Genomic DNA, 21,850 nt, shown 5'->3' with positions numbered 1-21,850 from the left:
GTTGATGGACTGGCAAGGCTGGTTTGCGCTGGGCCTCGCAGGCACTGCGCTGTTACTGATGAGTGCAGGACGATTTGCGCCCCATCTGGTGATGATGGGTGTGCTCGTGGTGCTCAGTGCCAGTGGTATTGTGTCTGCCGATCAGGCCCTGGCCGGCTTCAGTAACAGTGGCCTTATCACCGTTGTTGCCATGTTCGTGGTAGCGGCGGGCATTCATCATTCCGGTGGCGTGGACCTCCTGGTTCATCACCTGCTCCGAAACCCCAGAACGGTTCGCTCGGCCCAGGCGCGGATTGCGTTTCCGGTGGCGCTTCTCAGCGGCTTTCTTAACAACACCCCTGTTGTGGCTACCATGATTCCGGCCGTTCACGCCTGGTCACGGAAAATTGGTATATCGCCGTCCAAGTTAATGATTCCCCTCAGCTATTCGGCGATTCTCGGTGGCACTCTTACGCTGATTGGCACCAGCACCAACCTTGTGGTTAATGGCCAATACCAGCAGCTGACCGGTGAGCAGGGCTTCTCCATCTTCTCCATTACTGCCGTGGGGCTGCCCGTCGCAATCATCGGTGTGGCGGCGTTGCTGCTGTTTATGCCCAGAGCGCTTCCCGATCGCAAGGATCAGCAGAAGTTCGGCTCAATGCGGGAGTTCACCCTGGAAGTGGCGGTATCCTTCGACGGCCCGCTGGTAGGCAAAAGCGTTGGCGAAGCGGGGCTCAGGGAGCTGGAGCGGCTTTATCTGGTTGAGATTGAGCGTGATGGCTCTGTGGTAACGGCGGTGCCATCCGAAGAGCGGCTCAGAGGGGGCGACAGACTGGTGTTTGCCGGTGATACCCAGGCCATTTCGGATCTGCTGCGGATCAACGGCATCGTACCCTCCGTCCATGAAGACGAGCCGAGTCTGAGCAAAGACAGGGCAGAGCGGCGCCTGGTCGAGGCGGCCTTGTCGCCTCAGTCCGATGTGCTCGGGCTGACCATCCGGGATGCCCGTTTCCGGGACCGTTATGGTGCGGTGGTGCTGGCCGTAGCCAGGGGGGGAGAGCGGGTATCTGGCAATCTGGGCAACATTCGTCTGAAGCCGGGTGACGTATTGTTGCTGGAAGCCCGGCCGGCGTTTGTCAGTCGCCAGCGCTACAACAAGGATTTCCTGCTGATCAACGACCTGGAAACCGAAACCCCCCGGCACGATCGTGCCTGGTTATCCTGGGGGATCCTGTCCGTTCTGGTTGGCCTGGCAGCCTGCGGCATTCTGAGTATGCTGAATGCGGCATTACTGGGCGCTGCGCTGATGATTCTGTCTGGCTGCTGTTCGGTCGGTCAGGCCCAGAAATCGGTGGATGTGCCGGTTATCCTGACCATCGCAGCATCATTTGCGATGGGTGCGGCGCTGGAACAGACCGGTGCGGCCAGCTTTGTCGCTGAGGCCATCCTGGAGCTCAGCCAGGGGCATGTGTTGCTTACAATCTTCCTGGTCTATTTTGCCGTTTCCGTGCTGACGGAAGTGATCACCAATAACGCCGCAGCGGTGCTGATTATTCCGGTTGTCCTCTCCATGACCAGCAGTATGGGCGTTGCGCCAGAACCGTTTGTGATCGCCGTAATGATGGCCGCGTCGGCGAGCTTTGCCACGCCGTTGGGTTACCAGACCAATATGATGGTGTTCGGTCCCGGAGGTTACCGGTTCAGTGATTTTGTTCGTGTGGGGGTGCCAATGAATGTGTTTATTGGCACCGTGACCGTAGCGGTCATCGCCCTTGTGTACGGCATTTACCCGTAGCTACAGGGCGGGCGACGAGTGGTTGGCAAGGATGTCGCAGCACAATACCTGCAGCTTGCCATGTTGGTAGTAGCCCAGGGACAGCGTCACACACATGTAGGCACCGGTGACGCACAGATAGGGTGCCGTTACATGCAGGCTTTCAGGCTGCGCCAGCGCCTGGCGCAGATACTGCTGGCGGAACCAGTCGGCGCTGCTGGTGCTCTCCAGGGGCTTGAAGCGCGGGTCCAGGCTGCGGGTGCCCGTGTCGGATACCAGCGTGTCATCAATCTGTACGCCCTTGTCATCCACGAGATAGCACCTCGACACGGCCGGATGGTTCAGCAATTCCAGGCAGGATGCCTCCATGCCCAGGCCGTTCCGCAATCTGGTGATGGCGTGATCAAAAAAACCATTGAAAAATTCCACCAGTTGGCTTCTCGGGTCACGAGTGACCTGGTTGCGAGTTTTGTATTCCTGCAGCAGTTGGTCGAAATCCGCAGGCGCATGGGCAAATTGGTCCAGGTCTGTGCTTGGCTTTCGGAAATAGAAACCCTGAACAAAGTCGACACCGGCATCAATGGCGATCATTGCCTGGTCACGGGTTTCCACGCCTTCCAACAGCACCAGACAACCAGACTGATGCAGAAGTGACACAATCCCGTTGAGAATCTGGCGGGCCTTGTGATCGTCTGTTGCACGGGTCAGCAGTTTCCGGTCTAGTTTCACGATATCGGGCGACAGATTCCAGATCCGCTCAAAGTTGGAATGGCCGGCACCAAAGTCGTCGATGGCGGTGAGACAACCCAGTTTTTTGTAATAGGCAACGGTTTCCCGAAGTCTTTCAGCATCGTCTGTTGGCTGCTCCACGATCTCCATCACTATTCGGTGCGGAGGGAGGCCGGTCTTGGCGAGTAAATGACCAAAAAAAGAATCTGCCTGGCTGCCACTGGTGACCACTTGCGGCGATACGTTCAGAAATAGCCAGTTCAGCTGGTCACTGATACCACTGTAGTTGCGTATATGAAGATACCGGCAAAGACGGTCGAGTAGCAGGTTTTCTGCGGCGGAATCGGGAAGCTGAAACAGGTGCAGTGGGAGAACTGCTGAGTTGTCATTGTCGAAGGCCCGGATCAGCGCTTCGTAACCGACAATTCGTTTGTGCGAGATGCTATAGATGGGTTGAAGTGCCGTTCTGAGCGTAAGCCCTCGAAAATCAGCGGTCCATGTGTCACCTTCCCTGTTTAGCATAGGGGATAACAGTTCCACTTCCGGAGCCGTCAGCTTTTCAGGGAGGCGTTTCGACATAGACGATTCTGGTTAATTTGGCGAACGCATCAGGGGCCCGAGTCAGACACCTGAACTGTTTCATATCAGTACGGGTATTGCTGAAAAATCCCGAAGTTACTGATAGTTGGGAGGAAGATTGCCAAAAAAACGAGTTTATTACCACTGTTTCATGTACAAACTGGAAACGGTTTGTATCTTTTGCGGTCGGGTAGGGCGGAAATGGAAACCTAGCGGCCTTGGAAGACCGCCAAAGAATCAGTTGTTGCTGGGTACAACCACGGTTTCGTCGAATTCAAGTTCCATGTCTTGTCCTCTCGGTCAATGAGGCCCCCGACGGGGCATTGCAGTATTTCTAAAGTCTATCGTTGCAATAATTTCGAGCAATCCGTAATACCCGTATGCGACCAAAGGCAAAGGTTGCTAAGGCATTGATTACGAGAGGTCAGTCAGAAATTCTGATGTAAGGCAGCAAAAGATTTTGATTTTTTTCGCGATGGGACATTTCTAGACTGAGTGCATCGAATGTGGGCCAAGGATCGGGGTTAAGTCTTATCATGCAAATCCGAAATACAGCATCCAGCTACGGCTTGGTGGCAATTGCCATTCACTGGCTTGTCGCCCTGGTGGTTTTCGGCCTCTTCGGACTCGGGTACTGGATGGTGGATTTGACCTATTACCACGACTGGTACAATAGGGCTCCCGACATCCATCGCAGTGTCGGAATTTTGCTGCTGGCGGTTATGGTCTTCCGGGTTATCTGGAAAAGTCTAAATGTATCGCCGGCCTCTCCGCCAGAGCACAAGCGATGGGAGGTTCGCAGTGCGCACCTGGGTCACGGACTGCTCTATGTGCTGATCTTCGTGGCGTTGGTCAGCGGTTACCTCATCTCAACAGCGGACGGCTCCTCCGTCAGTGTTTTCGGATGGTTTGAAGTACCTTCTGTGACCGGTCAGGTAAAGGGCATGGAAGATATTGCCGGGACTGTCCATTACTGGACGACCTGGGCGATTCTCGGTCTGGCCCTGGTCCACGCAGCCGGCGCTCTCAAGCACCACTTTATTGATCGCGACCCGACGCTCCGTCGTATGCTGGGGAAGTAACGAGCGCGCCACCCGAATCTGAATTCGTGTAACGCCCGAGAGTCGGGCACCAATGAAATAAGGGAGATAACCATGAAAAAAGTGTTGCTTGCCTCCGCTTTATCGATGGCATTTACGGGCGTAGTTAATGCCGATGAACACAGTGGCACCTACGCGTTTGACTCCAAAGGCACCCATCAATTCATCACCTTCAAGATTTCACACCTTGGCTACAGCTGGCTCTATGGCCGGTTTAATGATTTCGATGGTCAGTTCGTGTACGACGCGGAAAACCCGGAAAATAGCTCGGTTAACGTCTCCATCGACACCAGCAGCGTTGATTCAAATCACGCTGAGCGTGACAAGCATCTGCGCAGCGAGGACTTCCTCTATGTTGATGAGTTCCCCCAGGCTACGTTCAAGAGCAAGCGGGTGGTGGTTGATAGCGAAGGTGAAGCCGATATCATTGGCGACCTGACCCTGCGTGGCGTTACCAAAGAAGTAACATTGGATACCGCAGTGGTTGGCCATGGTGCAGACCCCTGGGGCGGTTACCGTATGGGCTTTGAAGCCGGAACCGAACTCCGCCTGAAGGATTTCGGAATCCCGATGGATCTTGGAAAGGCCTCCGAGACTGTTGAGATGATCATTTCTGTCGAAGGTGTCCAGCAGTAGGCCTAGCTGACCCTGCCAAAACAGGTTCCGGGGCTATACCCGGAACCTGCCTCCCGGAGTTTTCATTCCCTTCCTGGGTCCCCGTTCATTTCTGAATAAGGGAATAGTTCAAAGTGTAGACTTGCCGTGCGACGGGGTGTGCGATTCCCGCGTTGACTCACAGGCCTTGCATAAGTAGCGCTGGCGCCAGAACTGTCCCGCAAAGATGACCACCCAGATCAGCAAACCCGCCCAGAGATAGGGCTCGGGGACCTGGAAGCTGCCACTGATCGCAAACTCCACGAGAAGCATCAGCGCGACGGCCAGAACCGCATTGACCAGGGCCGTGGCCATGGCTTGCCCGCAGGCTTTGATATTGGGTTTCATAGTGTTCCGCTTGTCAGATGAGTAAAACGGTCTTCTATCTACTGTTGGCGAGCATACGTCGCACCTTACAGACTCTCCATGCGGGAATTCCGCTATTGGAATCAGCCCTTCACGGGATAGATTGCCGGTTTTGGCTAATAAATCCGCAGGTTGTTGGTGTATCGGCGCCGTGCTCCATATAATGTGCAGCTCCTGCTGCCCGGTGATTATTACGGGCACAGGGAGTAGCATCACTGGCGTTATTCAAATCAGGTAATACAGGCAAAAGAGGCATCCATGCCAGAGTTTCAGACAACGGATGAAGGCTTTGAGCGGGTAGCGCTCCGGGATTACACGGAAAAGGCCTATCTCGACTATTCCATGTACGTCATTCTTGACCGGGCGCTTCCCAATGTTGGTGATGGGCTTAAACCGGTGCAGCGTCGGATTGTCTACGCGATGTCTGAGCTGGGGCTGAAATCCACGTCGAAGTACAAGAAATCTGCCCGTACTGTCGGTGACGTGTTGGGTAAGTTTCACCCCCATGGCGACAGCGCCTGCTATGAGGCCATGGTGCTGATGGCGCAGCCGTTCTCCTACCGTTACCCACTGGTGGACGGGCAGGGTAACTGGGGTTCGCCGGATGATCCCAAATCTTTTGCCGCCATGCGTTACACCGAATCCCGCCTGGCGCCTTTTGCCGAAGCACTGTTGGGCGAGCTGGCCCAGGGTACAGTGGACTGGGTGCCCAATTTCGATGGCACCATGGATGAGCCGTCGGTGCTGCCTGCAAGGTTGCCTCACGTGCTGCTGAACGGTACCACCGGTATTGCCGTCGGCATGGCCACCGATATCCCACCCCACAACGTGCGGGAAGTCACCGCTGCCTGCATCCGTTTGCTGGATGAGCCGGATGCAACTGTGGATGAGCTCTGCGAACACATCAAGGGGCCGGATTTCCCCACCTTTGCGGAAATTATTACCCCGCGCAAGGATATCCGGCAGATGTATGAAACCGGCCGCGGTTCTTTGCGCATGCGTGCCCGCTGGATTCGGGAAAGCGGTGAGATCGTTGTCACCGACCTTCCGCACCAGGTATCCGGTGCCCGGGTGCTGGAGCAGATTGCCCAACAGATGCAGACTAAAAAGCTGCCGATGGTGGCTGACCTCCGCGACGAGTCGGACCACGAAAACCCGACTCGTTTGGTCGTTGTACCCCGCTCCAACCGGGTGGATCTCGATGGCCTGATGGCCCACCTGTTCGCCAGCACTGATCTTGAGAAGACTTACCGGGTCAACATAAATGTGATTGGCAATGACGGCAGGCCCGGAGTCAAAGGGCTGCGTCAGATTCTGACCGAGTGGCTGACGTTCCGTCGGACCACCGTTATCCGTCGCCTTCAGCATCGGCTCGACAAGGTTCTGGCGCGCCTGCACCTCCTCGAAGGTTTGTTGATTGCCTACCTCAATATCGATGAGGTTATTGAAATCATTCGTACCGAGGACAAGCCGAAGGCCGAGTTGATGTCTCGCTTCGGCTTGTCTCCCGATCAGGCCGAAGCCATCCTTGAGCTCAAATTACGTCATCTGGCCAAGCTTGAAGAAATGAAGATCCGCGGTGAGCAGGATGAGCTGTCTGCGGAGCGGGACGAACTTCAGTCGATTCTTGGTTCCGAAGACCGACTGCGGGAGCTGATCAAAAGCGAACTGAAAGCGGACTCCGATAACTTTGGGGACGACCGCCGATCTCCGATTGTTGAGCGGGAGGAAGCCCGGGCCTTCAGTGAAGTGGACCTTATCTCGAACGATCCGGTCACCGTGGTGCTGTCCGATAAAGGCTGGGTTCGTGCCGCCAAGGGCCATGACATCGAGCCCGAAGGCCTGAGTTACAAGGCCGGCGACCGTTTTGCGCTGGCGGCCAGAGGGCGAACCAACCAGCAGGCGATCTTTCTGGATTCAACCGGGCGCGCCTATTCGCTGATGGCCCACAGCCTGCCGTCGGCCAGGGGGCAAGGCGAGCCTTTAACCGGCCGGATCAATCCGCCTTCCGGCGCCACATTCTCGGGGCTGTTGATGGGCGATCCATCTCGCAAGACCTTGTTGGTCACGGATGGCGGCTATGGTTTTGTGACGTCACTGAACGACATGCTGAGCAAAAATCGCAACGGCAAAGCGGTAGTGAGCGTTCCTAAAGGGGCAAAGATCCTGCCTCCGGTAACGATACCCGCCACCGAAAAAACGCTGTATCTGGGGGCTATTTCCAACGAAGGCCGTATGTTGGTGTTTCCCCTGAGTGAATTGCCGGAACTGGCTAAGGGCAAAGGTAACAAAATCATCAGCATACCTTCTGCGCGGGTCCAGAACCGCGAAGAATACGTGGTGTCCGTAGCGGTATTCGCCGAGGATGACCAGCTGGAAATCCGGGCCGGCAAGCGCAAGTTGGGGCTGCAGTTCAGCGACCTCGAGCATTACCTCGGCGAGCGTGGTCGTCGCGGCCACAAGCTGCCCCGGGGCTTGCAGCGGGTCGATGCCATTGAGGTGATTCCTTCCGCCGCCCGTGCCAGGGAAGAGCAGAGCTCTGAAAGTGAGGGTTCTGACAGTGAGTGAGCTGGTACTGATTAATGTCTCTGGGCGTGACAAGCCCGGCCTCACGTCGGAAATCACCGGCATCATGGGCCGCTACGATGTGCGGATTCTGGATATTGGCCAGGCGGTGATTCACGATCATCTCACCTGGGGCATCCTGATTGATATCCCGGACGAATCGAAATCCTCGCCGGTCATTCGGGATCTGCTGTTCCGGCTCCACGCCCTTGATTTGCAGGTGCGGTTTGCGCCGATCACCGTTGAGGAATATCAGTCGTGGGCTGCGGCCCGGAATCGCGCCTGTTACATCGTGACCCTGCTTTCCCGGGACATCAAGGCCGAACAGATTGCCCGGGTATCGGCCATTACCGCTCGCCATGGGTTAAACATCGACAACATCTCCCGGCTCTCTGCGAGGCCCTCACTGAATGCCTCCGAAAACCGGATTGCCTGCGTGGAGTTTTCGGTTCGTGGCACTCCTTCGGACCTTGAACAATTGCGCGCGGATTTTCTCCATATTGCCGGTGAAATGAATGTGGATATCGCCTTCCAGGAGGATTCGATTTTTCGGCGTAACCGCCGTTTGGTGGTCTTCGACATGGATTCGACGCTGATTGAGGCAGAGGTGATTGATGAGCTGGCCATGGAAGCCGGGGTCGGGGAGCAGGTGGCGGAAATTACCGAAAGGGCCATGCAAGGCGAGCTGGACTTCAGCCAGAGCTTTGCCGAGCGTCTGGCGCTGCTCAAAGGGCTTGATGAGTCAGTCCTGGAGGGTATCGCCAGCCGTTTGCGCATGACCGAAGGGGCCGAACACCTGATTCTCAGTCTCAAGGCCCTGGGGTACCGGACTGCGATTCTGTCTGGCGGGTTTACCTATTTCGCCCGCCATCTGCAGCGTAAGCTGGGTATCGACTATATCTATGCCAATGAGCTTGAGATCGAAAACGGAAAGGTTACCGGCCGGGTCGCCGGGCAGATCGTCGATGGCAAGCGCAAGGCCGAATTGTTACTGGAAATAGCTGAAAAGGAACACATCTCCAGGGAGCAGGTCATTGCGGTGGGTGATGGCGCCAACGACCTGCCGATGCTGAGTCAGGCCGGGCTGGGCGTCGCGTTCCGGGCCAAACCCCTGGTGAAGGAATCGGCCCGGCACTCCATCTCGACACTAGGGCTGGATGCAATCCTGTACCTGATTGGTTTCCGGGAAAGCGATACCAATCAGGACCTGGAACAGGCGGACTTCTGAGCCGTCCGGCTCAGTTGTCACCGAAATCGTAGTTCATTTCCGGAACCGGGGCCTGCAGGTAGTAACCCTGGATATAGTTGACACCTGCCTGCCAAAGGGTGGCGAGAACACCGGCATTTTCGACCAACGGTATGATAGTCAGCTTGCCATTATTCTGCAGGCTCTTGACCATTTCACTCACCTGTTTTTTGGCCTCATCGCTCTTCTGGATTTCCTCCGTAAAGGAGCCATCAATCTTCACATAGTCTGTATCGATATGTTTGAGCGTGTTGAACGGGTTCAGGGCACAGCCAAACTGAGCAATGGAAACCTTGCAGTGGAGTTCATGAACGGCTTTGGCAAAGTCCCTGGCCTGTTTCATGTAGTTATTGGCATCGCCTTCCCGGATCTGGAAAATCAGGGAATCCCCCGGCAGGCGCGCGGCTTTCAGGGCGACGCTGAGCCAGGGTGTGAAGGTCTTGTCCTGCAGGGTTTCCGCAGTTACGTTCAGGAACAGACGGGTGTCGTGGCCCCGGGAACGATGGCTGGAAAGCTGCTTGATGGTCTGCAGGATCACCCAGCGGTCGATCTTGATGGCGGTATCGCTTGGCCCCATTGGTGGCAGGAAATCGTAAGGTGAGACTTCCTTCTCGTCCTTGTCGAGCATCCGTACGAAAGCTTCGTAATGCTCCTCGCCCTCTCCGCGCAGATTGATGATCGGCTGGAACAGAAGGCGGAAACGGTTCTCGTCCAGGGCTTTCTGAATTGCCTCCACCGAATTGCTCTCATCCAGTGTTTCGAAGTCTGCCGGGTTATAGAGTACGACACCGTTGCCCTGGGCATGGCCTTGCAGTTTGCGGACTTCCGCCGATGCGGTATGGGCCCGGGCCATCAGCTCCTCGGCCTTCGGCGAGTTCTCGGTAATTGCGGCCACCCCGATACTCAGAGTGAGCTGAACGGTGCGGCCATTGATATCAAACAGATGGTCTTCAACCGCCTTTCGGATGCGTTCGGCGTGATCAACCATGGTTTTTTCATCGCATGGCTGGCACAGAAGGCTGAAGGCGTCATCACTCAGTCTGGCTAGGGCAAGATCGTCCCCGGCCTGCTCCTTCAGCAGGTTGGCCAGATCGCCAAGTAGCAAGTCCGCACCGGATATGCCCACCTGGCTCTTCATGCTCATGAAGTTGTCCAGGGCGATATAGGCAAGCGCACCGGTCTCGTTGTTCTTGCCGGCATTGGAGATCGCTTCGGCGAGCGCATCCATCAGGTACTGGCGATTGTAAAGACCGGTCAGCAGGTCCTGGCTACTTATCTGGCGCAGTTTTTCTTCGAGTTCCGCGTCACTGTGCTCCGGTTGCAGCACAATCTGCGTGCAGGCCTCGCCATCATAGGTGGCCGCGGAAACGGACATGGTGACATTCAGTTCGTAGTCGTCACTGCGGCGTGCCGTGCAGTTCATTGTCATACCGTCTTCGCCCTTTTCGGCGAAGGACTTCATGAACCCCTTGTACTTGTCCTGGCTTTCCGGGGTAAGAGTGTCCAGTACCGGAATACAGATCAGATCGTCGATATCGTCGTAGCCAAGGAATTCCATATACGATTGGTTGGCGTAGATGTGCATGCCATCGTTGATGTAGGCGATGGCATCCTTGGAGCTCTCGAGCAGCAGTTGGCAGCGTTGCTCGGCCTCCCGAAGGTGGGACTCCAGCGCCCGGCGCCGGCGGCGCTCGTCAAGGGCAGCCAGTTCCCGGTTAACCACGAGCACAAGAAGGTCGGTGTACTCAAAGGGGACGGTGTCCTGCGCGCCCGCCTTCATCATCGCTACGGTGCGCTCACGGCTTTCCTGTTCTGTGAGCAGGACGAAGGGGATGTCTTTATCCATCCGGCGTATCATGGCCAGCGCATCGTCGGCTGAGAATTCCTCCTCCAGATCGCGGGCCAGGAGCAGATCCCAGTTACCCGCTTTCAGGGTTTCTTCGAGGTCTTCCGCGGAGGTGATGCGATGGGCTCTGGTGGCTTTGCCTGAGTTCCGGAGCAGGCTGACCAGCGATTCGGCATCATTTTGGGATGGATCAAGAATCAGCAGGTGTACGGTCGCGTTCTTTTTCTGCATTCGTAAGGCGTCTCGTGATACACGGTTCATTCACTAACGCTGAATGATGCAGGGGTTGCGGTTCAATAACAACCCTCGCCGGGGCTCCGGCGTCTCAGTTTGGCAACATTATAACGACGGCCAGAGCGAGTCGAATTCATCCTCGCTGGCTCTGGAGGACTCCGGAGCAGTGCTGGTGTTCAGCGCCGCGGTGTTCTGCAACTTGAGCTCGAACTGGCTGATGCTGCCGGTGGACGAAACCTTTCGAGACAGCTGTCCCTGATCCTCCCGCCCGTCATGAAGCAGTGATATGCGGCTACCCGACTGAAATGGCAGCCGGGGTGTAATCAGGGTAGCCGACTGATTAACCACGCTGATTTCCGGTAACAAAAGCCCGCGGAGATATTGGCTGTTGTTACCTATTTTCTGGATCAGGCGGATGCCGCAGGGGGAGGCGCTGGGGGCCAGCAGCTCAATGCCGACCTGGGTGCCCTGATTCTTTATCTGACGGATCCAGCGCACCACCGCCACGCTCCAGGGGTGCGTACGTTGCTCCCGAACGCCAAGCACTTCGCCGGCCTGAAGCGAGGGTGGAACATTGCTCTCCCAGGCCACGCAATACCCGCCCGGGCTGGTGTTGATCAGCAGGGACTGGTGTGATCTTGGCCGGTTTCTGTCGGTGGACGGCGCCTGGGAGTTGCCATAGCTGCCCCGGAAATTGATCGGTGCATCCGCAGCATGCAGTCGTTCATCGCTTGGGGCTGCATCGTGTGCTCCTGACCAGGCATCCTGGTTGTGTCGCGCAGAGCGTACGAACAGGTTTTCTTCTTCGTGGTGACCATTGTCATTGCCATTCACGAATTGGGTGAAGGTTTTTTCGCCGGCGATGAAGTAGTGCGCAGCTGTCAGGCCAACGCAGACTTCCAGGTAACCCTGACTTGAAATGCGGTTAAAGTTTCGTTTGGCGAGGATGCCCAGCGCCTGAGTGAGATGGGTCAGCAGCGTGTCACTGACTTTCGTCGGGACCAACAGTTCCTGACTTGTACCTCTTTGCTCACGGCGGGCATGGAGGGCATCCGACAGCATGGCCGACAGCTCGCTGGAATCGAAACCAAAGCTCTCATCACCGGGCTTCTGACTGAGCAGGCTGCGGTAGAACGGCGGATTGTCCCGTTCCATATTGACTACAAAGAGGCTTTCGTCGCCGATCTCTGGCCCGCATCTGGTGTGATCAGTCCAGGATTCGAACAGTTCGTAAACCTGTAAGAGCTCTGATTGGCGAAGCTGGTTGGGCCGGGCACAGCCAAGCAGAAGAATTCGCTTGTAACTGTCGGCAACCGAGCTGGTGCGGCGGTGCTGCAATGTGTCATCTTCCACCTGGACTACGGAAAGATTGTTGCGGTGGGCGAAACGGTACAGTCGGTGGCATTCCAGCCAGCTCTGGGTCGGGCTGGGGCAATAGAGCTGGTGTGATCTCACAATGGTTGCTGCCAGTTCAGAGATGGCTCTGTGAACGGCACTGGCGATCTGCCTGCGGTTTTTGTCCGGACCACCATTGTCAATAAACTCGAGGAGGCAAAGCTTGTATCCACCCGCCAAATGTAACTGCAAGGCTTGGGACAGGTTAGCGATCTTGCGCTGTTTTTCCGGAAGTGCAACGGCCAGGCCGAGATAATGCCGGGAGAGTTCGTTGCAGACGAAATGGATTTTTTCCCGGATAAGCTCCAGGAACTGCATGCGTTGCTGGGGAGCAAGGAACAGATGGTTCAGTTCTATGATGGCATGGTAAAGCTGGCGCGAGACTTCACCGATATTGGCCATCGGCAGCTGATCTGTCCAGATCCTGAATGCTTTGGGCGTTGTGTCACAGAACGACAGGCTGGCCGTTTTCTGTTCGGGAACGCGGAGATCTGGTTTCAGGGTCATACCTTCCATGAATTCATGCCAATATCTGGACCACAGGTGGTATTCCGGGGTTGGCCCTGCTCAGCTGGCGGCCACTCACTGTTTGCCAACCTGTCAGGAAAACGCCGTAAATACATGTTTTTATCATTGAGCGCTACTGGACTATAAAGTAGCAAACCCGTCTCAAAAAGCGAGAAGATCACGAGTTGACAATCTTTGACAAGTGATTTTGAGGCCTTTTTTGAGAAGCCTGTCATGGGAACAGGTTGATGGGGGTCTTGCCATCCTTTCCTGGCTCTTCCCGGACAAGCTTGGGAACCAGGAACCCGGGCAGTCTTCCCAGCAGTTCACGCACCAGTTCCTTCGCTTCCTGATCAGTTACATCGTAATGGTGCGCACCGGCCACCGGATCGAAGGCGTGCAGATAATAGGGTAGCACGCCAGCATCGAACAGGGCCTCGCTCAGGGCTTCAAGTACAGACACTTCATCATTCACGCCCCGAAGGATAACGCTCTGGTTCAGTAGAGTGGCACCGGCTGCCCTGAGGTATCCCAGGGCCCGGCGGGTTGGGGTATCAATTTCCGCCGGATGGTTGATGTGAAGAACAATGACCACCTGCAAGGGTGTTGTTGACAGCCACTTCAGCAACTCATCGCAGACTCTCTGGGGAATCACCACGGGCAGGCGGGTATGCAGACGCAGTCGGCGGATATGAGGGATGCCGCTGATCGCGGATGCCCACTGGGCGAGAAGCCGGTCATTGACCGCCAGCGGGTCGCCACCACTAAGAATCACCTCATTAACCTCCGGGCTGGCAGCCAGGGTCTCGATGACACGTTGTCGGTCTTCCGGACTCAGCCGCTGTTCGTCATAGGGGAAGTGCCGCCGAAAGCAGTACCGGCAGTTTATCGCGCACTGGCCTGTTACCATGAGCAACGCCCGACTGCGGTATTTTCGGATCAGCCCGGTGGTCGGAATGGCACCCGCTTCCTGCAGAGGGTCGCTCACAAAGCCCGGCACATCGCCGGTTTCATCCTCAAGTGGCAGCACCTGCCTGAGCAGAGGGTCGGCCGGGTTGCCCTTTTCCATCCGGGCCAGGAATGGTTCCGGCACCCTTATCGGAAACAGTCGGTGCCCCTGCCGTGCGCCGGAAAGCCACGGGTCATCGGGAAGTCCCAGCCGCCGGAGCAGCTCCTCAGGCGATGTCACCGACTCCGAGAGCAGTTGCTGCCAACTGCGTTGCTCGTGGTCACAAAGGTGGGCTTCTATACGGGCGGGGGTTCGCTGTATCATAGCGACCTTTCAATTTTAAACAGCATTTTGTCAGGTGGACATTTCATGGCTTCATATTCTACCAACGAATTTCGCGGCGGTCTTAAGGTTTTGCTCGATGGCGACCCCTGCATCATTCTTGAGAACGAATTCGTAAAACCCGGAAAGGGACAGGCCTTCAACCGCGTCAAGCTGCGTAACCTCATGACCAATCGTGTCTGGGAGCGCACCTTCAAATCCGGTGAAAGCCTGGAAGCGGCGGATGTGATTGATCAGGACATGGAATACCTCTACACCGATGGCGAATTCTGGCATTTCATGCTCACTGATGGCTCCTTCGAGCAGTACCCAGCGGATGCCAAGGCCGTGGGTGACACCCTGAAGTGGCTGAAAGAGCAGGATGTCTACACGGTGACCCTTTATAACGGCGCGCCCCTGTCGGTTACGCCGCCCAATTTCGTTGAGCTCGAGGTGGTCGATACCGATCCGGGCATGAAGGGCGACACCGCTCAGGGTGGCACCAAGCCTGCAACGCTCTCAACCGGGGCCGTGGTTAACGTGCCTCTGTTTATCACCATCGGTGAAGTGCTCAAGGTTGATACTCGCTCTGGAGAGTACGTCAACCGGGTCAAGAGCAGTTAATCCTGCGATGACCAACGAACCTGTCTGGCAGCCCTCTGCCGCGCAGGCTGCCTTGAAAAGCCGTGCACAACAACTGGCGTTTGTGCGCGGCTTTTTTGCGCAAAGAGGGGTGTTGGAAGTTGAAACACCGATTCTCGGGCAGCGTGGAGTTACCGATCCAAATCTGGACGGTATTCAGGCGCATGTCTCAGCCGGCGCCCGAACGGGCGGCTGGCTACAGACCTCTCCTGAATACCACATGAAGCGCCTACTGGCTGCGGGCTGCGGGTCGGCTTATCAGGTGTCCCGGGTTTTCCGTAATGGCGAGCTGGGGCGTCGCCATAACCCTGAATTCTCGATGCTGGAATGGTATCGCGAAGGGTTCGATGATGTGGCATTGATGTCTGAGGTTTCAGATCTTGTGTGTGGCTGGCTTGGATGCCAGCCGCCGGAAATCATCCGTTACCGGGACGCGGTTAAACGCTGGGCAAACATAGACGCATTTGAGGCTACGGATCGCGAACTGCTTCGTCACTGTGAGCAATGGCTGGAGCCGGAACAGCTGGCGGATCTGGGGCGAGATGGCTGCCTGGACCTGCTGATGAGTTTTGCGGTTGAGCCAAATCTTGGCCGGCAAAGGCCGGTATTCATAACCGGCTATCCGGCGTCTCAGGCCTCCCTGGCTCGGGTGTCCACGTTGGATGGCCATGAAATCGCGCACCGCTTCGAGCTCTATATCAATGGCCTGGAACTGTGCAATGGCTACTGGGAACTGACGGATCCAAAGGAACAGCGCCGCCGCTTTGAGACGGATAACAGGCTGCGTCGACGTTCCGGGAAACCTGAAATGGCGCTGGATGAGGCGTTTCTCGCGGCACTCGGGCAGGGGCTGCCCGAGTGTTCCGGGGTGGCGCTTGGGCTGGATCGCCTGCTGATGATCAAGCTGGGCGTTGACGACATCCGAGAGGTGCTGGCGTTCCCGTTCGACCGGGCATGATGTTTCAGACCGTGCTCCTGCCCGGAAGAGCCTTCAGGTGAAGGTGTTCAGGACAGTTTGCCAAAGGCCTCTCCCATGCGCACGGTCTTGCCAGCCACCTGATCACTGTTCCAGGTAACTGCTCCCTTGGGCATTACCATGATCACAGTCGAGCCCAGCCGGAACCGTCCCATTTCCTCGCCCTTGGCAAACCTGATCGCCTGCTCTCCTTCGTAACGAGTTGCGTTAACCTGATTGCCGCTTGGCACCACCACACCGTTCCACCGGGTTTCCACGCTGCCGACAATCATTGCCCCCACAAGCACCAGGGCGAGAGGGCCGGAATCGGTATCGAACATGCATACCACCCGTTCATTGCGGGCAAACAGGTTGGGGACATTTTCCGCGGTCGCCGGATTTACTGAAAACAGCTTGCCCGGAATATGGATCATCTCCCGAAGCGTGCCGGCCGTGGGCATGTGGATCCGGTGGTAATCTTTTGGCGAAAGATAAATGGTGGAGAATTCGCCGCCTGCAAACGGGGCGGTGATTTGCTCGTCTCCGCCGAGCAGTTCGCTCAGGCTGAAGGACTGGCCCTTGGCCTGAAAAACCCGGTCGCCGGTAACCTGGCCAAGCTGACTTATCGCTCCATCAACTGGGCTGATCAGTGTTTTGTCGCCTTCGGCCAACGGACGGATGCCGGGTTTCAGGGCCCGCGTAAAGAAAGCGTTGAAGCTCGGGTAGGCCTCTGGGTCGGATTCGGCCGCCTCGCTCATGTCTACGCCATAGCGGCCGATAAACCATTTGATCACCCGGTTCTTGAGCGCTGGAGATTGGTCGTTGTCGGCCAGACGGCCAGCAAGGCGGGAAATCGCCAGTTGCGGCGTGATGTACTGGCTCAGAACAAAAAGCTTATCGAACATTAAAAGTGATCCTTTGCGCTCAAAGTCGCGAAGTTTACCAAAGACTGCCACGTGTATAGAAATTGTTTCATGGCTTCGCTGTTCTGGTGAGGCCTTGCTATTATCGGGACACCTTGTGCGTGAAGACTTCCGGCTCCGGCCGATAACCAAGAATATAAGGCGTGCTTAGCTACCATGTTACTGATCATCGGTGCAATTATTGTTGTTGCCAGTGTGTTTACTGGCTACGTTCTCCATGGCGGCAATCTGATGGTGCTGTGGCAGCCAACAGAAGTGCTGATCATTTTCGGCGCGGCTTTGGGGTCATTCATCATTGCCAATCCTATGCATACCCTGAAAGAAACGTTTAGCCGGGGCTTTCAGCTGCTTACCGGCTCTCCCTACAATAAATCCTTCTATATGGATCTTCTCAGCCTGCTCTACGAGATTTTTGACAAGTCCCGGAAGCAGGGCGTTATGGCAATAGAAGAAGACATCGACAATCCCGAGTCCAGCCAGATCTTCAGTCGCTACCCTGCCATCATGAAATCAAAGGAATTGCAGGCATTTATCACCGATTACCTGCGAATTATCAGCTCTGGCAACATGGCGACCCATGAGCTGGAAGGCATGATGGAAAACGAAATTGACAGTCGCCAGCACGAGATTGAAGAGCCTGCGCACGCCGTCAACAAGATTGCGGATGCGCTGCCCGGCCTCGGGATCGTGGCGGCGGTGCTGGGTATTGTTATCACCATGAACTTCATGAGCGAAGGTCCCGAGAAGATTGGCTTGAGTGTTGCCGCTGCGCTCGTAGGTACCTTTCTGGGAATTTTTATGGGCTACGGCTTCGTTGGTCCCACCTCTATTGCCATGGAGCACGCCGCCAAATACGAACTCAAGGCCTACGAATGCGTAAAGTCGGCCATCGTAGCCACAGTATCAGGGCAGGCGCCCCAGATGGCGATCGAGTTCGGTCGTAAGGCACTGCCGACTGACAAGCGTCCCGGTTTCCAGGAACTGAACGATCACGTTCGCTCCAAGTAATACCGCCAGCATCTGACCCCGGAGCCGATTCGTGGAAGAAAAACCGATCATCATCAAGCGCAAGAAGAAAATCGTCGGGGGCCATCACGGTGGCTCCTGGAAAGTTGCGTTTGCTGACTTTGCCACCGCCATGATGGCCTTCTTCCTTGTGCTCTGGCTGACGGCGACGGCGTCTCCCGAACAAAAGCGGGCAGTGGAGGGCTATTTCCGTGATCCGGTGGGGTTCACCGAGGGTGGATCCCCGAACCCGGTAGACCTGGAAGGCAGTGCATCCGTAGTAAGCGAGGCAAGCCCGGACATCGAATCAAGCCAGATCCAGATCGAAGACCAGGTGGTGGACGAGCTTTCTGAAACCCTTGAGCAACGCCGCATGGAGGAATTGTTCCAGGAGCTGAAAGAGCGCATCGAGCAGAACGAAACCCTGCAGGAGTTCAAGGATCAGCTGCTGATCGACATCACCGATGAAGGCCTGCGCATCCAGATCGTGGATCGCTCCGGTCGTCCCATGTTCGACAGCGGCCGCGCCGAGCTCAAGTACTACTCCCAGGATATCCTGTTTGAGCTGGCTAAGACGTTGGGCTCGGTCGATAACAAGCTCAGCATCACCGGGCATACGGATTCGACGCCGTTCAATGGTCGACCGGGCTACACTAATTGGGAGCTGTCAGCTGACCGGGCGAATACCGCTCGCCGGGCGCTTGTTGCCGGCGGGGTTCGCAATGAACAGATTGCCCGGGTGGTAGGGTTGAGCGATTCCGTACTGTTTGACCAGGAGGACCCGACTGCGCCGGTAAACCGCCGAATTTCCATTATTGTTTTGAACAAGAAAACCGTGGACAGCATCCAAAACAGTGCAGGCCGCTCCGATGAGCCCCTGATTGACCTTACCGGCCCGTCAGACGCAGAGCAGGAGGCCGCCCGCAAGCGTCTGGAAAGTGGGGAATGGCTGGAAGAAAAAGAAAAACCGGCACCGGGTGAGCTGAACTGGTAGGGCGGGCTTGTCTAGTCCACTCTCAGCCCGCGGCCCTGTTGCTCCGTCATGTCCTGAAGAATCCGGTGAAAACTTTTCAGCCGCTGCGGGCTGATTTTCCCCTGATCCGCCGCCGCATCAATCGCACAGCCTGGATCTCCCAGATGCCTGCAGTTGCGGAATTTGCAGTTGCCGATGACCTCCCGGATCTCCCGGAACCCGTACTCAATCTCCTTTGGCGTCATGTGCCACAACCCGAACTCGCGAATACCCGGCGAATCAATCAGGTCGCCTCCCATAGCAAGATGAAAAAGCTTTGCGGTCGTGGTGGTATGCACACCCTTGCCAGTACTCTCTGACACGGCGCCCACGCGGATTGCCTCATCGGGCATCAGTGTCTGGATAATCGACGACTTTCCCACGCCCGACTGCCCCACGAACACACTGGTCTGATTCTTCACCAGGGCCTCAACCTCCGGTGACGGTTTATCACCGGATTCGGCTGCAGACGTTCGCACCACTTCATAGCCCAGCGCCTCGTAACGCCCGAGCAGGGCATCAATGCTTTGCCGGTTTCTGTCGGTAAGCAGATCCGTCTTGTTCAATAGGATAACTGCCGGGATGTCGGTCATTTCCGAAGCAACGAGGTATCGGTCGATCAGGTTGTCGTGGGGCTCCGGCTCTGGCGCAATGACCAGAATAATATGGTCAATATTTGCTGCTACCGGCTTCAGGGCACCAAAATTATCCGGCCGTTGCAGTAGATTCTGGCGCTCACAGCGCGCGACAATAACGCCGGTCTCATTCTTTCCTGGCCTCCAGACAACCTTGTCCCCGGTCACCAGGCTGTCAATGTTGGCCCTGACAAAGCACCGCACAACTTGCCCGGTCAGCTCACCTTCCAATGCTTCCACATCCAGCTGTTGTCCGTAGTGAGCAATGACTAACCCCTCCTGCTCGGGGCCAAGTTCACCGGCGTCGGCCTGCTCCTGAACCTTTTTCTCCTTGCGCGCCGCACGGGTTGCCCGTTCTTCCTGGACTTTCTTGATGCGGAATTGCTGCTGTTTGTTCAGTCGCCGTTTTGCCATTTACGTCCCGGTTAATTAGATGAAAATTTTGCCTTTGGTGTGCCATCATACTGCAATCGTAGTTAATCGGCTTGGACATTGCCGAAACGGTAAATGTATATCACCTGATTTCAGAGTGGGGCTGGCACCGGCTTTCCGGAAATGTCGGAGGCCATGGATGGCCGGAGTCAAGCGCACATGGATGTGTTTGTAGCGGTTTCCGGAAAGCCGGTGCCAGCCCCACTACCACCACACTCAGAAGGCTGGGAAAAAAATGTCAGATGGCAATCGCCTGGTTTGGATCGATCTGGAAATGACAGGCCTGGATCCGGAAAAAGAACGGATCATTGAAATGGCAACGATCATCACCGACTCGGAACTCAACATAGTGGCGGAGGGCCCTGTCATTGCCGTTCACCAATCAGACACCCTGCTCAACAGCATGGATGAATGGTGTACCAGGACCCACGGTGAAAGTGGGCTGACCAAGCGCGTTCGGGAAAGCAATATCACCGAAACGGAAGCCGAGCAGCAGACCATTGAATTCCTGAAGAAACACATCGAGGCGGGCCAGTCGCCCCTGTGTGGCAACAGCATTGGCCAGGATCGCCGGTTCCTGGTCAAGTACATGCCAGTACTTGAGGCGTTCTTCCACTACCGGAACCTGGATGTGTCCACGGTGAAAGAACTGGCCCGTCGCTGGCGGCCGGATGTATTGGCAGGCGTCAAAAAGAAAGGCAGTCATCTGGCTCTGGACGATATCCGGGACTCGATCAACGAATTGCGCCACTACCGGGAACACTTCTTCAAGCTATAGGCCGTGCTGCCGCAAGGCCCACTGAACATGCTCGCGGACCATCTCGGAAGGATAGTCCGCGCGCTTTTTCAGGGCTTCAATCACCGGAATGGTTGAGGGTGCGTTGCCCAGCCCAACGGCCAGGTTGCGAAGCCACCCTTCGTAGCCGGTCCGCCGAATGGCAGAGCCTTCCGTGCGCTTCAGGAACTGATCCTCAGTCCAGAGAAACAGCTCGGCCAGGTCGGTGTTGTCCAGCCCGTGCCTGGGCTGGAAGTCCTGCTCTTTGGTGGGTGTGCTGAATTTCTGCCAGGGGCAGACCAGCTGGCAGTCATCGCAACCAAACACCCGGTTGCCCATCAGCGGCCGTAACTCTTCTGGAATGCTGCCCTTGAGTTCAATGGTCAGATAACTGATGCAGCGCCTGGCATCGAGCTTGTGCGCACCTACAAACGCATCGGTGGGGCACAGGTCCAGGCAGGCAGAGCAGCTTCCGCAATGGTCTGTCTTAAAGGGTTCGTCAACTGGCAGCGGCGCGCTGGTAAAAATTTCCCCCAGAAAAAAGAAGGAGCCTGATTTCGGGTGGATCAGCATGTTGTTCTTGCCAATCCAGCCAAGACCCGCTCGCTGGGCCAGGGCGCGTTCGAGCACCGGCGCGCTGTCCACAAAGGCCCGGTAGTCGTGTCCGCTCAACGCTTCGTCAATTCTTGACGCCAACTGGGCGAGACGCTTGCGGATCAGTTTGTGGTAATCCCGTCCCAGTGCGTAGCGGGTAATGTAGGCTTTATCCCGGTGACTAAGTGCTTTTTTGGGGCTGTCCGGCGCCGGGAGGTAGTCCATTCTCACGGAGATGACTCGGGTGGTGCCCGGCACCAGCGAGGTGGGGGTATAACGCTTGTCGCCATGGTGCGCCATGTAATCCATGGCGCCCTGGTAACCCGCTGCAAGCCAATCCTGCAAGTGTTGGGCGTGCTCCCCGGTATCCGGCGTGGTAACGCCGACATCGGAGAAGCCCAGCTCAGCGGCCCACTGGCGGATTAGTGCTGGCAGATCAGCCAGTTCCGGGGATGGTTTGTCAGAGGTTGATGAGGCGCTCATAGATGCTGCCGGGGATGAGATCCGTCCGTGTACGAGGGTACGGATATTTAATTTGATTAAGTTATGACCTTTTCCACTGTTTTGCTATGCTTTACAGGTATCTGGCCAATTTTCTTAAACCGGTTTCTGTAACGGGAGCAAAGGTTC

General features: G+C 56.3%; 18 protein-coding genes. 10 read left to right on the top strand and 8 right to left on the bottom strand.

The genetic code is table 11. The annotated features are described in order from the left end of the window. The first annotated feature begins 4 nt into the window (after positions 1 to 4). The gene (locus tag ACN0XM_RS07775; protein ID WP_417566356.1) at positions 5 to 1,777 is read left to right on the top strand and encodes an SLC13 family permease; all 1,773 of its coding nucleotides are present in this window, start codon (positions 5 to 7) and stop codon (positions 1,775 to 1,777) included. Here ACN0XM_RS07775 and ACN0XM_RS07770 read toward each other — a convergent pair whose 3' ends face one another. Next, complete coding sequence (locus tag ACN0XM_RS07770) at positions 1,778 to 3,064, bottom strand: EAL domain-containing protein (RefSeq protein WP_417566355.1); 1,287 nt, start codon at positions 3,062 to 3,064, stop codon at positions 1,778 to 1,780. Between the two features lie 536 nt (positions 3,065 to 3,600). On the opposite strand from ACN0XM_RS07770, the gene ACN0XM_RS07765 reads away from it, so the two are divergent. After that, complete coding sequence (locus tag ACN0XM_RS07765) at positions 3,601 to 4,146, top strand: cytochrome b (RefSeq protein WP_417566354.1); 546 nt, start codon at positions 3,601 to 3,603, stop codon at positions 4,144 to 4,146. A 72-nt stretch (positions 4,147 to 4,218) separates the two neighbouring features. After that, positions 4,219 to 4,800 (top strand): YceI family protein, encoded by a 582-nt coding sequence (locus ACN0XM_RS07760; protein ID WP_417566353.1) that lies wholly within the window; start codon positions 4,219 to 4,221, stop codon positions 4,798 to 4,800. Positions 4,801 to 4,908: 108 nt separating this feature from the next. Here the strand turns inward: ACN0XM_RS07760 and ACN0XM_RS07755 are convergent, their stop codons facing one another. After that, positions 4,909 to 5,166: a hypothetical protein gene (locus ACN0XM_RS07755; protein ID WP_417566352.1), complete on the bottom strand. Its 258-nt coding sequence runs from the start codon at positions 5,164 to 5,166 to the stop codon at positions 4,909 to 4,911. Between the two features lie 276 nt (positions 5,167 to 5,442). Here ACN0XM_RS07755 and parC point away from each other — a divergent pair, with 276 nt between their 5' ends. After that, complete coding sequence (gene parC, locus ACN0XM_RS07750; RefSeq protein WP_417566351.1) at positions 5,443 to 7,752, top strand: DNA topoisomerase IV subunit A; 2,310 nt, start codon at positions 5,443 to 5,445, stop codon at positions 7,750 to 7,752. Next, positions 7,745 to 8,977 carry a phosphoserine phosphatase SerB gene (gene serB / locus ACN0XM_RS07745; protein WP_417566350.1) on the top strand — a complete coding sequence of 411 codons (1,233 nt, stop codon included), beginning with the start codon at positions 7,745 to 7,747 and terminating at the stop codon, positions 8,975 to 8,977. The genes parC and serB overlap by 8 nt, the downstream gene beginning before the upstream one ends. Before the next feature lie 10 nt (positions 8,978 to 8,987). On the opposite strand, the gene ACN0XM_RS07740 is transcribed toward serB, so the two are convergent. The 3 genes from ACN0XM_RS07740 to epmB form a co-directional block, all read right to left on the bottom strand. Continuing rightward, the gene (locus ACN0XM_RS07740; protein WP_417566349.1) at positions 8,988 to 11,072 is read right to left on the bottom strand and encodes an EAL domain-containing protein; all 2,085 of its coding nucleotides are present in this window, start codon (positions 11,070 to 11,072) and stop codon (positions 8,988 to 8,990) included. 108 nt (positions 11,073 to 11,180) lie between these two features. After that, on the bottom strand, positions 11,181 to 12,986 hold the full coding sequence (locus ACN0XM_RS07735; protein ID WP_417566348.1) for a GTPase: 1,806 nt from the start codon (positions 12,984 to 12,986) through the stop codon (positions 11,181 to 11,183). Positions 12,987 to 13,209: 223 nt separating this feature from the next. Next, a complete protein-coding gene (gene epmB / locus ACN0XM_RS07730; protein WP_417566347.1) occupies positions 13,210 to 14,250 on the bottom strand; it encodes an EF-P beta-lysylation protein EpmB in 1,041 nt (346 codons plus the stop codon). Positions 14,251 to 14,295: 45 nt separating this feature from the next. Between epmB and efp the strand changes: the two genes are divergently transcribed. Next, the gene (efp, locus tag ACN0XM_RS07725) at positions 14,296 to 14,871 is read left to right on the top strand and encodes an elongation factor P (protein ID WP_099616970.1); all 576 of its coding nucleotides are present in this window, start codon (positions 14,296 to 14,298) and stop codon (positions 14,869 to 14,871) included. Positions 14,872 to 14,878: 7 nt separating this feature from the next. After that, positions 14,879 to 15,847 (top strand): EF-P lysine aminoacylase EpmA, encoded by a 969-nt coding sequence (epmA, locus tag ACN0XM_RS07720; RefSeq protein WP_417566346.1) that lies wholly within the window; start codon positions 14,879 to 14,881, stop codon positions 15,845 to 15,847. A gap of 47 nt (positions 15,848 to 15,894) precedes the next feature. Here epmA and asd read toward each other — a convergent pair whose 3' ends face one another. After that, on the bottom strand, positions 15,895 to 16,749 hold the full coding sequence (gene asd, locus ACN0XM_RS07715) for an archaetidylserine decarboxylase (protein WP_417566345.1): 855 nt from the start codon (positions 16,747 to 16,749) through the stop codon (positions 15,895 to 15,897). A gap of 174 nt (positions 16,750 to 16,923) precedes the next feature. Here asd and motA point away from each other — a divergent pair, with 174 nt between their 5' ends. After that, complete coding sequence (motA, locus tag ACN0XM_RS07710; RefSeq protein ID WP_417566344.1) at positions 16,924 to 17,775, top strand: flagellar motor stator protein MotA; 852 nt, start codon at positions 16,924 to 16,926, stop codon at positions 17,773 to 17,775. Positions 17,776 to 17,806: 31 nt separating this feature from the next. Beyond that, positions 17,807 to 18,766, top strand: a complete 960-nt coding sequence (gene motB / locus ACN0XM_RS07705) for a flagellar motor protein MotB (RefSeq protein ID WP_417566343.1) — start codon at positions 17,807 to 17,809, stop codon at positions 18,764 to 18,766. Positions 18,767 to 18,777: 11 nt separating this feature from the next. Here motB and rsgA read toward each other — a convergent pair whose 3' ends face one another. Then, positions 18,778 to 19,833 carry a small ribosomal subunit biogenesis GTPase RsgA gene (rsgA, locus tag ACN0XM_RS07700; RefSeq protein ID WP_417566342.1) on the bottom strand — a complete coding sequence of 352 codons (1,056 nt, stop codon included), beginning with the start codon at positions 19,831 to 19,833 and terminating at the stop codon, positions 18,778 to 18,780. 253 nt (positions 19,834 to 20,086) lie between these two features. Between rsgA and orn the strand changes: the two genes are divergently transcribed. Beyond that, entirely contained in the window at positions 20,087 to 20,629 is a 543-nt protein-coding gene (gene orn, locus ACN0XM_RS07695; RefSeq protein WP_417566341.1) for an oligoribonuclease, read from the top strand. On the opposite strand, the gene queG is transcribed toward orn, so the two are convergent. Continuing rightward, on the bottom strand, positions 20,624 to 21,703 hold the full coding sequence (gene queG / locus ACN0XM_RS07690) for a tRNA epoxyqueuosine(34) reductase QueG (RefSeq protein ID WP_417566340.1): 1,080 nt from the start codon (positions 21,701 to 21,703) through the stop codon (positions 20,624 to 20,626). The genes orn and queG overlap by 6 nt on opposite strands. Positions 21,704 to 21,850 lie beyond the last annotated feature (147 nt).

Source organism: Marinobacter sp., from assembly GCF_048269445.1.
Taxonomy (GTDB): Bacteria; Pseudomonadota; Gammaproteobacteria; order Pseudomonadales; family Oleiphilaceae; genus Marinobacter.
Note: the sequence above shows the minus strand (reverse complement) of the source record. Positions and strands in the feature narration are given on the sequence as shown.